Source organism: Microbacterium phoenicis, from assembly GCF_047302325.1.
In the GTDB taxonomy this organism is placed as follows: Bacteria; Actinomycetota; Actinomycetes; order Actinomycetales; family Microbacteriaceae; genus Microbacterium.
On record NZ_CP154849.1, the window covers coordinates 1,052,912 to 1,067,164 of the forward strand.

Here is a 14,253-nt window from a genome sequence, read left to right on the forward strand (position 1 = left end):
GGGCATGACGCGTGCGCGACTGATCACCCCCGCAGAGCTCGACGACCTGATCCGGGATGCCGCTCCGCTGACGGTCCTCGACGTCCGGTGGCGTCTCGACCGACCCGATGGCCGCAGCGATTACGAGGCGGGTCACGTCCCAACGGCGGTGTACGTGAGCCTCGACGACGAACTGGCCGCCCATGGAGCACCGGAGGACGGGAGGCATCCGCTGCCCGAGATCGCCGACCTGCAGACCGCGGCACGCCGCTGGGGAATCGACCGCGGCGACACCGTCGTCGTCTACGACGACTGGCAGACGTTCGGTGCCGCCCGTGCCTGGTGGGTGCTGGCGGATGCCGGCGTCTCCGACGTCCGCGTCCTCGACGGCGGCCTGCAGGCCTGGCGCGACGCCGGACTGCCGCTCGAATCCGGACCCGTGCACGCCGCCCGCGGCGACGTCGCCCTCACCCCCGGACACCTGACCCGCCTCGACATCGACGAGGCGGCGGAGCTGCCGGCCACCGGCATCCTGTTCGACGTCCGCGCACCTGAGCGATACCGGGGCGACGTCGAACCGATGGACCCGCGCGCCGGTCACATCCCGGGCGCGGTGAACGCGCCGACCGGCGGGAACGTCGACGACCGCGGACGGTTCCGCTCCCCGGATGAGCTGCGTGCGCGGTACGAGGCGCTCGGGGTCACGGGCGACACGACCGTCGGCGTGAGCTGCGGCTCGGGGGTGTCGGCCGCGCAGGCGGCGTTCGCGCTGAGCCTCGCCGGCATCGACGCGGCGCTGTACGGCGGTTCGTGGAGCCAATGGTCGAACCACCCCGACCGCCCCGTCGCGACCGGCGATCAGCCCTGACCGAGCACTGCCGCAGCCGCCCGCTCGCCTGACACGAGCGCGCCCGCGATCGACGGCGTCTCGCGGTGATCCCCCGCGACGATCACGCGCTCCGACAGTCTCACCGGGGACTCGCGCCGCATCGGCGGCGCGAGTGCGGGCAGCGCGTGCGGGATATCGTCGCGTCGAAGCAGCTCCCACGACGCGGCCTCGCCGCCCCACATCCGCGCGAGCTGCCGGCGCACGGCCGCCTCGTCGGCGGCATCCCGCAGCAGGCAGCTCGCCGCCACGAGGTGCCGCCCCGCGGGCGCGTAGCCCGGAGCGGTGCGCGACATCACGACGCTGTTCACAATCGGCCCGGAGCGCTCGCCGTCGACCGTGAGCAGAGCGGATGCCGGTGCCTCCGCCCCCGTTCCGAACCACCACGTCTGCAGCCCGCGCATCGGCGGTGCCGGTTCGCCCGTCAGCCGCGACAGGTGCTCGCCGCCCACCGCGACGATCACCTCGCGCGCCGATACGACGCCGTCGAGCTCGACCCGGTCGCCACGCACCGTCACTCCGTCGACCGGATGCGACAGCCGGATCTCCGCCCCGGCCGCGCGGGCGAGCTCGGCGAGCCGTCGCGGCAGCACGGCGACGCCGGCCGCCGGAACGCCCGGCCGCCCGAGTGCGAACAATCGCGCGATCAGGGTTGCATAGGCCGCCGAGGTCGCGGCGCCGTCGTCGGCGAGCACTCCGGTCAGGAACGGCGCGAGGACCGACTGTCGCAGGGGACCGTTCAGCCCGGCGCGGTCCCACGCCTCGTGAAGGGTTGCATCGGGTCCGTCGGAGACGGATGCCGGTCGCACGAGCGCGGGCAGCAGCCACCGCACCGCGCCTGCGACGTCCGCCGGCGCCACGAGACCCGACAGGGCGCCCGCGATCGTGGCGGGCAGCATCCCGGGGTGCCGCAGGGGGTGGGCGAGGACGTCCGACCGGGCGCCGCGCACGACGCGCACCCCGACCGGGAACGAACGCAGATCGAGATCCGCGGGATCGACCGCGCGGGCGAGCGCGTCGTACCCGGGGTTGATCACCTGGAACCCGCGGTCGAGCAGGAACCCGTCGACCAGATCGGTGCGCTGCCGGCCCCCGACGTCGTCCTGCGCCTCGAGCACGACGACGTCGCGTCCGGCACGGGTGAGCAGGGTCGCGGCGCGAAGCCCGGCGAGCCCCGCACCGACGATCGCGACATCGTGGACAGCGGTCATGGCGACAGACTCGCACAGCCCGCCGGCGCGGCATCCGTAGTTGAATCGGAGGATGCGAGCTGCTTACATGTACGGCCCCGGCGACGTTCGCGTGGTCGACGCCCCCGAACCCCGGATCGAACAGCCCACCGACGCCGTGCTCCGCACCGTCGTGGCGTGCGTGTGCGGCAGCGACCTGCATCCGTACCACTCCATGCAGCCGAGCGACGCGGGCCGGTCGATGGGGCACGAGATGATCGGCGTCGTCGAAGAGGTCGGCGCGGACGTCCGCACCGTGACGCCGGGCGATGTCGTCATCGTGCCGTTCGTCTTCTCGTGCGGGGAGTGCGAGTTCTGCCGAGCGGGTCTGCAGACGTCGTGCGTGAAGGCGGGGACCACGAAGCCCACGGGCGCTGGCGGCGCGCAGGCCGAACGGCGCCGCGCCCCCTTCGCCGACGGCACGCTGTACCGCGTGGATGTCGCCGAGGACGATGAGCGGATGCCGGGGCTCCTCACCCTGAGCGACGTGTACGGCACCGGCTGGCACGCCGCGGTGACCGGCGGCGCCGCACCGGGCAAGGACGTGGTGGTCATCGGTGACGGCGCGGTGGGCCTGCTCGCCGTCCTGTCGGCGCGACAGCTCGGCGCTGAGCGCATCATCCTCATGGGGCGCCACGAGGCGCGCACTGACCTCGGCCGCCGCTACGGCGCGACGGACGTCGTCGCGGAGCGGGGCGAGGAGGGCATCGCCGCCGTCCGCGACCTCACCGGCGGGTTCGGCGCGCACGTCGTCATCGACGCCGTCGGCCACCTCCCGGCCTACGAGCAGGCCCTCGGTGCGGTCCGCCCGGGCGGCACGATGTCGCGCGTCGGCGCTCCGCAGTACACCGACGCTCCGCTCCAGCGGAAGCAGTTCGAGAAGAACGTCACCGTCACCGGCGGCGTGGCTCCGGTGCGCGCGTACATCGACCGTCTCCTGCCGGGCGTGCTCGACGGTACAGTCGACCCCGGGGCCGTCTTCGATCGCGAGCTGGGCCTCGGCGAGGCCGCCGACGGCTACCGCCTGATGGATGACCGCGCCGCCCTGAAAGTGATGCTCCGCCCGTGACCTCAGCCCCCGCCCCGCTCTCGGGCGTCCAGTTCTCGCTGCGCTCCGGCGCCTACGACGCCGTCGTCGCCTCGGTCGGGGCGACGCTCCGCGAGCTGCGCCACGACGGCCGCGATCTCGTGGTCCCGTTCGAGGCCGACCAGGTGCGGCCCGACTTCCGAGGTGCGACCCTCGCGCCCTGGCCGAACCGCATCGTCGACGGCACCTACACGTTCGGCGGCGAGGAGTTCGTCACCGCCCTGACCGAGCCGAACCGCTCGCACGCCCTCCACGGGCTCGTCGCCTGGCTCGAGTTCGCCGAGGTCGAGCGCTCCGATGACAGCGTGACGCTCGCCGCGGTCATCGAGCCCCAGGCCGGCTACCCGTGGCGGGTGCGCGTCGAAACGACGTTCGCGCTCGCCGCCGACGGCCTCACCCAGACCGTCCGGGCGCGCAACCTCGGCACGAAGCCCGCGCCCTTCGGCACCGGCCCGCACCCCTACGTGGTGGCCGGCCCCGCGCCGCTGGACGAGTGGACGCTCGCGCTGCCCGCGGCATCCGTCCTCGAGGTGACACCCGACCGTCTCAGCCCCGTCGCCGTGCACGCGGTCACCGACTACGAGCCGGACCGCTTCGACCGTCGTGCGCCGCGCGTCCTCGGCGACGTCGAGCTCGACCACGCCTTCACCGGGATCGAGGCGGATGCCGACGGCACCGCCACGGTCCGCGTCACCGACCCGTCGGGCGTCGGCGTCGCGGTCACCTGGGGGCCCGAGTGCCCGTGGGTGCAGGTGCACACCGCAGACAAGCCTGCCGGAGCAGCCCATCCGGGCCACCGGAAGGGCCTCGCCGTCGAGCCGATGACGTGCGCGCCCGACGCGTTCAACGCGAGCGCCTACGACTACGACGCGGGACTGCTCGTGCTGGCGCCCGGCGCGACGTTCGCGGCATCCTGGCGCATCTCCGCCCTCTGATAGCGGTCGTCCCTAGGATGGCGGCATGACGCCGACGTCCTCCTCCCTGCCCCGGTCCACTCCGTCAGAGCAGGGGGTGGATGCCGCCGGCGTCGACCGCCTGATCGATGCGATCGGGCAGACCGACACCGAGATGCACAGCCTTATGGTCGTGCGCCACGGACACGTCATCGCCGAGGGGTGGTGGGCGCCGTTCGCGCCCGACCTGAAGCATCTCGTTTACTCGCTGTCGAAGACGTTCACCTCGGCCGCGGCGGGCCTGGCGATCTCGGAGGGGCGTTTCGGGCTCGACGACGTGATGGTCGATCACTTCCGCGAGCTCGTCCCCGACGACCTCGACGAGAGGTACCGCCGCTACCTCGTGCGGCACGCCCTCTCGATGTCGAGCGGCCATGAGGGCGAGGCCCTCGACCGCGCCGCTGCCGCCTCACGTGAGGTGGGCGGCGACCTGCTGGGCGGTTTCTTCCGCGTCGCACCCGACCGTGAACCGGGGAGCGTGTTCGCCTACAACCAGCCCACGATCTACGGCGTCGGCCGACTCGTCGCGAAGACGACCGGCGGCACGATCCTCGACTACCTGCGCCCGCGTCTGCTCGAGCCCCTCGGCATCCATGAGGCGCAGTGGATGATGCTGGGCGAGGTCGAGATGGGCTTCAGCGGCATCCACGTCTTCACCGAGTCGCTCGCCAAGACCGGTCAGCTCATGCTCGACAAGGGGCGCTGGCAGGGCGAGCAGATCCTCGGCCCCGAGTGGGTCGCGACCGCCACCTCGACGCAGATGCAGAACGACACGGCCCATCGCGGTCCGGGAGCACCCGACCCGATCGACTGGCAGCAGGGGTACGGCTTTCAGTACTGGATGAATCGGCACGGGTTCCGCGGTGACGGAGCGTACGGGCAGTTCATCATCGTGTGGCCCGAAGAGGATGCCGTCATCATCACGACGGCCGAGACGATCGACATGCAGACCCTTCTGAGCCTCATCACCGCGCACCTGCGCCCCGCGATGGCCGGGCCCGGAACGACCGACGCGGATGCCGCGCTCGCCGAGCGGCTGTCGTCGCTGGCGCTCCCCGTGCCCGACGACAGCGGTGCCGGGTTCGCGGGCACCTTCGACGTGGATGCGACCGCCTACCCGCCCGGACCCTTCACGAGCGGCGGCCCCGTACCGGGTGCAGAGCGGGTCGAGGTCGTCGAGACCGGTGACGGCTGGACCATCCGCTTTGTCGGTGGCGGAGTCGACGTCGAGCTGCCGGTCGGCCGCGGCGACTGGGCCGCGGGGGAGTGGCCGGCTCCGGCCGGCGGCCTCGACGCGGTGCCGTTCCGTTCCGTCGCCGGCGTGGACGCCGACGGCGCGTGGCACGCGCGGCTGCGCATGATCCAGACGCCGCACACGCTGCACGTCGACATCGCCCCGACGGGCATGGCATCGCTCGCCTGGCGGTTCCCGCCGCTGCGCGGCGACGGGCCCGCAGGGCACGCACTGCGGTCGCTGGACTGACCGGCATCCGGATACCCCTTGCTCGGTAGACTGGGAGGCGAGGGGTGAGCGTGACGGACAATGAGCGGGTCAAGACCCGAGACGTCGTCGCCGAGGGGCTCTACATCGCGTCCGCGGCGACACGTTTGGCGTTGAAGAACCGCATCCTGGTCGACATCCTCGTCGAGGGCGACGACTTCGATTCGGATCGCTTTCTGGGTGATGCCCGCGACATCCTGGTCTCGCTCGCCGAAGAGGCCGAAGCGGATGCCGCCCGCACCGAGCGCGAGCGCAAAGCGGCGCGCACCCGCTACTCGGACTCGAGCGGCACGCACGATTACCGCAGCCGCGACGTCCGCAACCTGCGGCGCCGGCGCAAGCAGTCCCTGCACGTCGCGAAGGAGCTGCGCGCTCGTGCGGATGACGAGGACGAGCTGCGCAAGCTCATCGCCGACGCCCGTGATGCCGCCTGGGCCGAGGTCTCGAAGAACATCGATCGCTCGTTGCGCATCTCGGCGGCGCGCCCCGACCTCGACGCCGACTACGACCGGATGCGGGTGGCCCGCATGCAGGCCCTGCGCCTCGTCGACCTGCCGAAGCTCCGTGCCCACCGCCGGAGCGTGGCGAAGCAGCAGGCGCTCCGCGACGGCGGCGTCGAACCCGAGCCGATCCTCGAGTCCGATCCCGCCGGGATCGACCCGGGCGAGCTGGAGTAGCGGCTCGATTTCGGATTGGGGCCCGACGTGACGTATGCTGTTCCTCGGCCCGGAAACAGGCCATGCGCCCGTAGCTCAATGGATAGAGCATCTGACTACGGATCAGAAGGTTAGGGGTTCGAGTCCCTTCGGGCGCACACTGTGTTGAGACAGTCTGAGAAAAGCTCCGCTTCGGCGGGGCTTTTCTTGTTCTCCGGGTTGCTCCGGCGTTCTGGGTCGGCCTTGGTAGTAGATGCGCGGCTTTCGTCTCAACCGCTCGTCTGCCGAAAACTGATCAGTGCGAATAAGAGCTCCGGAACGTGCGCGCATTGGACCGACGCCGGGTGGAGCGCGTTGGGCGTGCCGCAATCGCGCGATCGCCTGGGCGGGCTACTCGAGACGAACATCAGGCCTCTGCGAAGGCTTCGACCAGCACAACGACCTCATGACGACCGGTTGAGGGCTTTCGTGCAAAAATCGGGCAATGCCCAAGAGTCGCAAGCGCAAGCTCAATCGGGATTCGACCGATGTGACTGAATTGCTCGACGCTGCCCCCGTTGATAGGCGGGCTGCCGTTCGGCTCGGCACCTTCAACCTCAATGGTGACTTCTTCACTCCCGAGGGCGTGCTCCTGCGGCGAGCGAAAGCCGAAGTAACTCCAAGCAAAGCAACCTCGCTTGTCCTCCTCGGTGCCCGCGTCGCATTTGAAGGATGCGGCTGCGGAGGAGGAGGCGGTTGTACCCCGTCGTGGCCCGATCGCTCGGATGCCGCGAAGGCTGCTGCCGCCGGCAAGCCGCAATTCACCGGCAAGTACGGGTCGCCGACATGGATCGATGTATGGAATGGCGGCGATCAGACCGTCGTCTTCCTTCACGGCGACGTACGCTGGGGAACCCTCACCGGATAGGCCGAGATAGCCCGCTGCGCGACCGTTGAGAGACTGCTGAGCGACCTAGTGCCCTCCTAAGCCCTCGAGGCAGCCACCGTCCATGATGGGGCCGCCGACATCAACGCTGACGCCGTCCGGTCCGACCGCCCCAAAGAGGCACGCGGTGAACTCGTGGCTCGTGGGGGAACTGACGGACACTCCGAAACCTACGTTCCCCGAATCTCCGAGAGTCGCAATGGATTGGGCGGAGAACCCTTCGTCAAGAAAGACCTGTTGGACTGACTCCGCGGTGACTGTGCCGGAGTTCCGCAGGTCAGTCAGGCCGCGCGTGACCGATTCGACGTACGAATCTCCCGCGGTTTGGGCGTCAGTCGAGATCGCGACGCGATCACGCCAGCGCTGGTTGTCGGCCATGTTCTGCTCGGGGTCGTAGACGACACAACCCTCGGGCGGCGGCTCCCCATTGGGGTTCTCGGCGACCGCGCACTCCGAGTGTCGAGGGGAAGGGACTGCGCCTGGCGCAGGCAGATGAGAGGCGCAACCGGGCAACGCGATCACGGTGAACACCATCAAAGCGGTGAAAGCGGTGAGCGCTCGCCGGTCATTTGTTGACATCACGTGGCCCCTCTCGGTCGTACACGGCCTCCTGCTTCACGCTCATGATCTCTCGTTCTCCACCCGCCAGCCGAGCAGCCAGCGGGTGAGCCGCCGGATAACCTCCGGCGCAAGCGGCGACCCGTAAGCCTCGGCGTCGTGGCCGAGCGCGCTGTAGGCGGCGCGGCATCCGTCGTTCTCGTGCGTCCAAGCGATCGGGTGCGCGACCCCGTCGGCGTCGTCGTGCACGAGCAGGACGTCGGCCGCGGGGGAGACCCGCAGTGCCGTGTACGCCTCGTCGACGGTGTCGAGGGCGGCGAGATCCGCCACGGATGCCGAGACGGGCCGCACGCGCAGCGGTCCGCGCTCGGGGTGGAAGGTCACGTCGCGCACCCAGCGTCCGCCGAGGCGCGCCTCCCACGCCGCGTACTCCGGCAGCAGGGTCGCCGCGACGTGCAGGACGAGAAGCGGCCCGCGGTACCCCGCGACAATTTTGGCGAGGCGCGCGTCCAGAGGATGGGGCGCGGTGCCGCCGCCGGCGTTGATCACGAGCAGGTCCGCAGCGTCGATTCGCGCGTCGAGGTCGTCGAGCGTGTCGACGACCGCGACGTCACCCTCCTCGCGGAGCACCTCCGCCACGATCGCACTCGTTTCGGCGAACGGATGCCACGGGTCGGCGTAATCCGCACCGCCCGAGAAGACAACGACGCGCGTCATTCAGATCCCGCCGGTGAACAGGCTCACCAGGCCCGCCGCGCCGAAGACGAACAGCACCACGGACACGACGCCCTTCCACGCGGCATCCTTCCTCAGGTGTCGGAGGGTGTCGGCGACAGTGAAGCAGGCGAAGGCGACGGCCCACGCCAGCGCGAACAGGCGTGACCCGAGATGAGCGATGAACGGCGCGGCCGGTGCCCAGAAGATCACGGCCGCAAAGGTCGCAACCAGCGTGATGACGATCAGCGCTCCGAAAACGAACATCGCGGTACCGCCCCGCGCATCCCACGCTTCGGCGGGCGTGCGTCGCACTCTGCCGGCCGCGAGATCCGCGACGAAGCCGTCCGGCAGCGGCTGGCTGTCATCGAGGAGGCTGAGGCGCCGGACGCGCGCCTCGTCGGCTCCCTGAGCGATCGCCCAGCGCAGGTAGGCGGACACCTCGTCGGGGTCCGCGTCGGGCGTGGCGACGGAGTATCGGCCGGCTTGCTCGCGCGCTCCGCTGGCGCGGTAGAGCGACACCAGCGCGGTTCTCAGGTCCGCGTCGTGAGGGTCGCGCTCAAGGGCGGATCGCAGCGGCCGAGCTGCACGGCGGATGCCGACGGTCGCCGCCTGCTCGTGTGCGTCGGCCATTGCGGCATCTGTCGTCCCCATGTCCTCAGTATGGCGATGGCGTTCGTTCACCTTCGGTTAAGTTGTGCACAACTCAATTGCGTGCAACCATATTGGTATGCGAGCGATCGACCAGATGGTGTGCTTCGGGGTGTACTCGGCCAGCCACGCCTTCGGGCAGGCGTATCGGCGCGTGCTCGCGCCGTGGAAGCTGACGTATCCGCAGTACCTCGTCATCGTCGCTCTCGGCGACAAGGAGCCCCGGTCGGTCAAGGAACTGGGCGCAGAGCTTCTCCTCGACTCGGGCACCCTGTCACCGCTCATCCGGCGCCTCGAGGCGCGCGGCATCGTCTCCCGTTCGCGCAGCCCTCACGACGACCGTGTCGTGGAGGTCTCGCTGACGGACGATGGCCGTGCGCTCCGCTCGGAGCTGTCCGTTGTCGGCGCGGAGATCGCGCGCTGCACCGGACTCGACGAGGAGAAAGCGCGGATGCTGCTCGACGTGGTCCACGACCTGAACCGCGTCATGCGTACCACCGACGAGGCAATCGCCTCCTGACCCGAAGGACATCATGGAAGCTCTCTACACCGCAGAAGCACTCGCAACCGGAGGCGGCCGCAACGGACACGTCCGCACCGTCGACGGTCTCGTCGACACCGACGTCCGCGTTCCCAAGGAGATGGGCGGCGCCGGTGGTGCCCCGAACCCCGAGGTGTTCTTCGCCGCCGGCTACGCCGCCTGCTTCCACAGCGCCCTGCAGTCCGTCGCCCGCGCCCAGAAGGTGGCCCTCGAGGACACCAGCGTCGGCTCGCGCGTCAGCATCGGCTCGAACGGCGAGGGCGGCTTCGGCCTCGCCGTGCAGCTCGAGGTCGTCATCCCGAACCTCCCGCACGACCAGGCGCAGGCACTCGCCGACGCCGCACACCAGGTGTGCCCCTACTCGAACGCCACGCGCGGCAACATCGAGGTCACCGTCACGGTCGTCGAGGACTGACCTCCGCCGGACTCAGGCGACAGGGCTCACGCGCAGCCAGCGGAATCCGCAAGCGGGCAGCGTGAGCCCTTCGTCGATTCCGATCTCGACACCCTCGACCAGGTCGAGCGCCGCGGGCGCGAAACCCGACAGCGTCACCGCGGGGACGTGCGCGGGCTCTGCGGCGACGTTCGCGAGCACCAGCACGACCGACCCGTCCCCGGGACGCTGATACCCGATGACGGATGCCGAGGGTACGCCGAAGCCGATCAGATGCGTTCCGTCGAACTCGGGCGTCGTGTGCCGGACGGCGATGAGCTTCGTGAGGTCGCGGTGGATGCGGCCGGCCGAGGTGGCGGCATCCGTCCGCTGCGCGTAGCGATCACGCGGCTTCTGACCGCGGTGCGTCCACCGCGAGTCGTCGCGACGCTCCGGATCGTCGCGGAACGTCGGGTCGTTCAGCTGCCCGACCTCATCGCCAAGCCACAGCACGGGAAGACCCGGCACGCTCAATGCGAGCGCGTGCGCGAGGATCACGCGGGCTTCGCCGAGCGGGTCGCCGGCCTCGACCCCGGCGAGCGACGCGGTCGTCCCTGCCACTCCGTCCGCCGTCGGCAGGCCGCGGCCGAACGAGGAGCCGTCCGTGTAGCGCGCGGTGAGCTCGGCGGCATCCGTCCGCCACACCACCGCGTCCGCATCCCGCACCGCGGCGACGTCGAGACTGCCGTCGCGTGCCTCGAGCGCGCGTTGCAGGGGCGCGGCGTCGCCCGTGGCGAGCGCCTGCCAGAGCGGAGCGGAACCGGGGGATGCCGGGAGCACATCGACCCCCGGCGCACCGATCGCCAGCACGGCGGCGACGACGTCCACCGCGTCGCGATGCGGGAGGAGGAAGACCTCGACACCGCGCCCGGCGAGGAAGAGGAGATCGTCGACCAGGCTTGCGAGATCGTCGCGCGCGGGGACGTCGACCGCGAGCGAGATCCCTGAAAGCCGAAGCCGGCCCGCCAGGTCGGAGAGGCGATCGATCGATCCGAGACCGGGGTCGCAGCGACGGAGGTCGATCGTGCCGTCCTCGCGGCGGGCGAACGGCGACTGCACGTGCAGAACGCTCACGCCGAGCTCGCGGAGCGCGGGGATCTCGTCGCCGAGCCCGGCCAGGTTCCCGGCGTACCGGTCGGCATAGCAGGCCGCGCCGAAGGCGAACCGCGAGCTGGTGCGCACGGCATTCGCGGCGCGCTGCTCGCCGTGCACCTTGAGGTCGAGCGAGCGCCCGTTCGCCGCGACGACCGCCGCCGTCACGAGGTCGACGAGGTCCGCGGTCGACCCGCGTCGGGACAGCGCTGCCCGCAGCGCGGGGAGGTGCTGACGGATCCGCTCGGCCGCGGCATCGTCGACCCGCGTGCGCTCGGCGACGGTCGACAGCGTCGCCGCGAGGTCATCCTCGACGGCCCCGATGGTACTCATGCGGTGGACCTCCCGCCCCCAGCGTAGAGGGCGGGCGTGCGGGCCTCAGTCGGCGCGCGCCACCGTGCGGTCGAGGAATGCGTGGATCGTCGCGTGCAGTGCGGCGGTCGACGCCGCGTCGATGGCCCCGGAGTGTCCGCCCTCGATGGGCTCGAGGTAGTGCACCTCGGCATCCGTCTCGTCCGCCAACCGCGCCGCCATCTTGCGCGCCTGCACGGGACCGACCCGGTCGTCGCTCGCGGCCGCGTAGATGAGGGATGCCGGATACCGCCGCCCGGGCTCGATGAGGTGATACGGCGAGAACGTCTTCACGAACTCCCAGTCGGCGGGATCATCGGGGTCGCCGTACTCCGCGATCCAACTGGCACCCGCCGACAGCCGTGTGTACCGCCGCATGTCGAGAAGAGGCACGCCGCAGACGATCGCGCCGAAGTCATCGGGGTACTGCGTCAGCATGTTGCCGACGAGCAGGCCGCCGTTGCTGCGGCCGTGGCAGGCGATGCGGTCGGGCGTCGAGACGCCGCGCGCGACGAGGTCGCGGGCGACAGCGGCGAAGTCCTCATAGGCGCGGTGGCGGTTCTCGCGCAGGGCGGCGAGGTGCCACTCCGGTCCGAACTCGCCGCCGCCGCGGATGTTCGCGACGACGTAGACGCGTCCCGCCTCGAGCCAGGCGGGGCCGACGATCGTCGGGTACTCGGGGGTCAGGGCGTGCTCGAATCCGCCGTAGCCGTTCATGAGGACGGGGAGGGCGCCGGAGCGCTCGCGGGGACCGACCTCGAAGTACGGCACACGCGTACCATCGGCCGACGTCGCCCAGTGCTGCTCGGCGACGAGTCCGGAGGCATCGAAAGTGGCGCGGCTGCGATCGACGACGCGCGGCTCCGCACCCGGCTCGAGAACGAGGAGCGTCGGGGGAGTGAGGAAGCCGCGAGCGACCACCCACAGCTCGTCGTCCTCGTCGTCGTCGGCGGTGGCGATGTTCGCGCTGAAGAGGTCGGCGTCGCCGAGGCCCAGGTCGAGGTCGACACCGACGAGCGTCTCAGGGTCGAGTGACACGAGCCGGCTCTGCACGCGATCGAGGATCGTCAGGACGAGGCGCGTGCGGGTCCAGGTCCAGGACTCGAGCACCGCCGTGTCGTTCGGGGCGAAGGCGACGCGCAGGTCCGACCCGTCGCCTTCCGTGACGGTCTCCAGCGGTCCGATGAGGAGGGTGCCCGACGGATGCGTCGTGTCGCCGATGCGCCACGGGGTCGTGGTCCGGACAGTGACGAGGTCGCCGTGCACATCCACGTTCGCATCCTGCGGCACGGCGATGAGCCTCGGCTCGCCGCCGTCCCACACCCACGCTTCGGAGTGGAAGAAGTCGTGCGCGATGACCACGATCGGCGTCGCCGTGCCGCCCGTGCTATCGACGTGCGCGAACACGCCGACGTCCGAGGCGACCCCCGTCACGATGGGCGGCGCGTCTGCGAGGGACTCACCCCGTCGCCAGGCGCGCGCGCTGATCGGATACCCGGAGTCGGTTACGCCGCCTCCGTGCAGGGCGGTGGCGACGAGCAGGGTGTCGCGATCGACCCACGCGATCATCGTCTTCTCGGCGTCCAGGGTGAACGGGGTGTCGTCGACGAAGCGACCCGCGTCGAGGTCGAACTCGCGCACGACGGTGGCGTCGCCGCCGTCCGGGCTCAGCCGCACGAGCGCACGTCCGGTGCCGGCGGGACCGTGAACCGCCCCGGCGAACGCCCAGGCGACACCCTCCTCCCGGCCGAGCGCATCGACGTCGAGCAGCACCTCCCACGTCGGCTCACCCGCCGCGAAGGCCGTGCGAGATGTCCGTCGCCACAGACCGCGAGGGTTCGCGGCATCCCGCCACAGGTCGTACATGAGATCGCCGTGGCGGCTCGGGACGACGAGTCGATCGGGGTCCTGCAGGATGCCGGTCAGGCGGCGCTCGAGCTCGTTGCGGGTGTCGCTCGAAAAGGCCGCCTCGGTCTCGGCGGTCCGTTCGGCTGCCCAAGCGCGGGCCTCGGGCCCGTCGATCTCCTCCAGCCAGAGGAACGGGTCGGCGGGCTCGGGGGCGGTCTCGGAGGCGCTCATGTCGCCAGCCTACGGCCGTCGCCGCCGGGGGCGTTCGCCGTCCGAGAACCGTTGGCACTCGGTGGGGCAGAGTGCTAATCTGAACCTACTTGAGCCGCTATGGCTCAACTTTGAGACAACAACATCGAAGGAGAGAATCATGGCAACCTACGACCCGTTCCGTGACCTCGACCGCATCGCGTCGACCCTCTTCGACACGCGCCGCGGCCCGCGACGGATGCCGATGGACCTGTACCGCGACGGCGACCACTACGTCCTGAATGCCGACCTGCCGGGCATCGACCCGGGCTCGGTCGACATCGACGTCGACGGCCAGCTGCTCACCATCCGCGCCGAGCGCACGGTGGGCGCTGCCGACGGGGTGAAGTGGATCACGCGCGAGCGCGAGACCGCGAGCTTCCTGCGCCAGTTGAACCTCGGCCAGGGCATCGACACCGACGCCATCACCGCGACCTACAACAACGGCGTCCTGACGGTCACCATCCCGGTGAGCGAGAAGGCCAAGCCGCGCAAGGTCGAGGTCGTCGCCGAAGGGTCGGCCCCGACCATCGCGGCCCACGAGAGCGAGCCGCAGCCGATCGACCAGTGATCGGCGGAGCGCTCCCGCTCTGACGAATC

Annotated in this window: 14 protein-coding genes and 1 tRNA gene; 10 read left to right on the forward strand and 5 right to left on the reverse strand. The window is 70.8% G+C overall.

Annotation, left to right across the window (positions count from 1 at the left end; all coding sequences use genetic code 11):
• The first annotated feature begins 4 nt into the window (after nucleotides 1–4).
• Nucleotides 5–847: a sulfurtransferase gene (locus ABCU91_RS05140; protein ID WP_413355041.1), complete on the forward strand. Its 843-nt coding sequence runs from the start codon at nucleotides 5–7 to the stop codon at nucleotides 845–847.
• Here the strand turns inward: ABCU91_RS05140 and ABCU91_RS05145 are convergent.
• Complete coding sequence (locus ABCU91_RS05145; RefSeq protein ID WP_413355042.1) at nucleotides 838–2,076, reverse strand: NAD(P)/FAD-dependent oxidoreductase; 1,239 nt, start codon at nucleotides 2,074–2,076, stop codon at nucleotides 838–840. The genes ABCU91_RS05140 and ABCU91_RS05145 overlap by 10 nt on opposite strands.
• A 52-nt stretch (nucleotides 2,077–2,128) precedes the next feature.
• Between ABCU91_RS05145 and ABCU91_RS05150 the strand changes: the two genes are divergently transcribed.
• The 6 genes from ABCU91_RS05150 (at nucleotide 2,129) to ABCU91_RS05175 (ending at nucleotide 7,198) form a co-directional block, all read left to right on the forward strand.
• Nucleotides 2,129–3,163 carry a zinc-binding dehydrogenase gene (locus ABCU91_RS05150; protein WP_413355043.1) on the forward strand — a complete coding sequence of 345 codons (1,035 nt, stop codon included), beginning with the start codon at nucleotides 2,129–2,131 and terminating at the stop codon, nucleotides 3,161–3,163.
• Complete coding sequence (locus ABCU91_RS05155; RefSeq protein ID WP_413355044.1) at nucleotides 3,160–4,116, forward strand: aldose 1-epimerase family protein; 957 nt, start codon at nucleotides 3,160–3,162, stop codon at nucleotides 4,114–4,116. The genes ABCU91_RS05150 and ABCU91_RS05155 overlap by 4 nt, the downstream gene beginning before the upstream one ends.
• 25 nt (nucleotides 4,117–4,141) lie before the next feature.
• Nucleotides 4,142–5,617, forward strand: coding sequence for a serine hydrolase domain-containing protein (locus ABCU91_RS05160; RefSeq protein ID WP_413355045.1), 1,476 nt, complete (start codon nucleotides 4,142–4,144; stop codon nucleotides 5,615–5,617).
• Nucleotides 5,618–5,667: 50 nt separating this feature from the next.
• A complete protein-coding gene (locus ABCU91_RS05165; RefSeq protein ID WP_413355046.1) occupies nucleotides 5,668–6,312 on the forward strand; it encodes an asparagine synthase in 645 nt (214 codons plus the stop codon).
• A 64-nt stretch (nucleotides 6,313–6,376) separates the two neighbouring features.
• A tRNA-Arg gene (locus tag ABCU91_RS05170) sits at nucleotides 6,377–6,449 on the forward strand.
• Between the two features lie 326 nt (nucleotides 6,450–6,775).
• Nucleotides 6,776–7,198 (forward strand): hypothetical protein, encoded by a 423-nt coding sequence (locus ABCU91_RS05175; protein WP_413355047.1) that lies wholly within the window; start codon nucleotides 6,776–6,778, stop codon nucleotides 7,196–7,198.
• Between the two features lie 639 nt (nucleotides 7,199–7,837).
• Here the strand turns inward: ABCU91_RS05175 and ABCU91_RS05180 are convergent.
• Nucleotides 7,838–8,491 (reverse strand): ThuA domain-containing protein, encoded by a 654-nt coding sequence (locus ABCU91_RS05180; RefSeq protein ID WP_413355048.1) that lies wholly within the window; start codon nucleotides 8,489–8,491, stop codon nucleotides 7,838–7,840.
• Nucleotides 8,492–9,142 carry a DUF6584 family protein gene (locus tag ABCU91_RS05185; RefSeq protein WP_413355049.1) on the reverse strand — a complete coding sequence of 217 codons (651 nt, stop codon included), beginning with the start codon at nucleotides 9,140–9,142 and terminating at the stop codon, nucleotides 8,492–8,494.
• Between the two features lie 94 nt (nucleotides 9,143–9,236).
• On the opposite strand from ABCU91_RS05185, the gene ABCU91_RS05190 reads away from it, so the two are divergent.
• Both ABCU91_RS05190 and ABCU91_RS05195 read left to right on the forward strand, forming a co-directional pair.
• Nucleotides 9,237–9,659 carry a MarR family winged helix-turn-helix transcriptional regulator gene (locus ABCU91_RS05190; RefSeq protein WP_413355379.1) on the forward strand — a complete coding sequence of 141 codons (423 nt, stop codon included), beginning with the start codon at nucleotides 9,237–9,239 and terminating at the stop codon, nucleotides 9,657–9,659.
• Nucleotides 9,660–9,672: 13 nt separating this feature from the next.
• Nucleotides 9,673–10,095, forward strand: coding sequence for an organic hydroperoxide resistance protein (locus ABCU91_RS05195; RefSeq protein WP_413355050.1), 423 nt, complete (start codon nucleotides 9,673–9,675; stop codon nucleotides 10,093–10,095).
• 12 nt (nucleotides 10,096–10,107) lie between these two features.
• Here ABCU91_RS05195 and ABCU91_RS05200 read toward each other — a convergent pair whose 3' ends face one another.
• Together ABCU91_RS05200 and ABCU91_RS05205 are read right to left on the reverse strand one after the other, a co-directional pair.
• Nucleotides 10,108–11,538: a hypothetical protein gene (locus ABCU91_RS05200; protein ID WP_413355051.1), complete on the reverse strand. Its 1,431-nt coding sequence runs from the start codon at nucleotides 11,536–11,538 to the stop codon at nucleotides 10,108–10,110.
• Between the two features lie 45 nt (nucleotides 11,539–11,583).
• Complete coding sequence (locus ABCU91_RS05205; RefSeq protein ID WP_413355052.1) at nucleotides 11,584–13,635, reverse strand: prolyl oligopeptidase family serine peptidase; 2,052 nt, start codon at nucleotides 13,633–13,635, stop codon at nucleotides 11,584–11,586.
• A 139-nt stretch (nucleotides 13,636–13,774) separates the two neighbouring features.
• On the opposite strand from ABCU91_RS05205, the gene ABCU91_RS05210 reads away from it, so the two are divergent.
• Nucleotides 13,775–14,224, forward strand: a complete 450-nt coding sequence (locus tag ABCU91_RS05210; protein ID WP_413355053.1) for an Hsp20/alpha crystallin family protein — start codon at nucleotides 13,775–13,777, stop codon at nucleotides 14,222–14,224.
• Nucleotides 14,225–14,253: the final 29 nt, after the last annotated feature.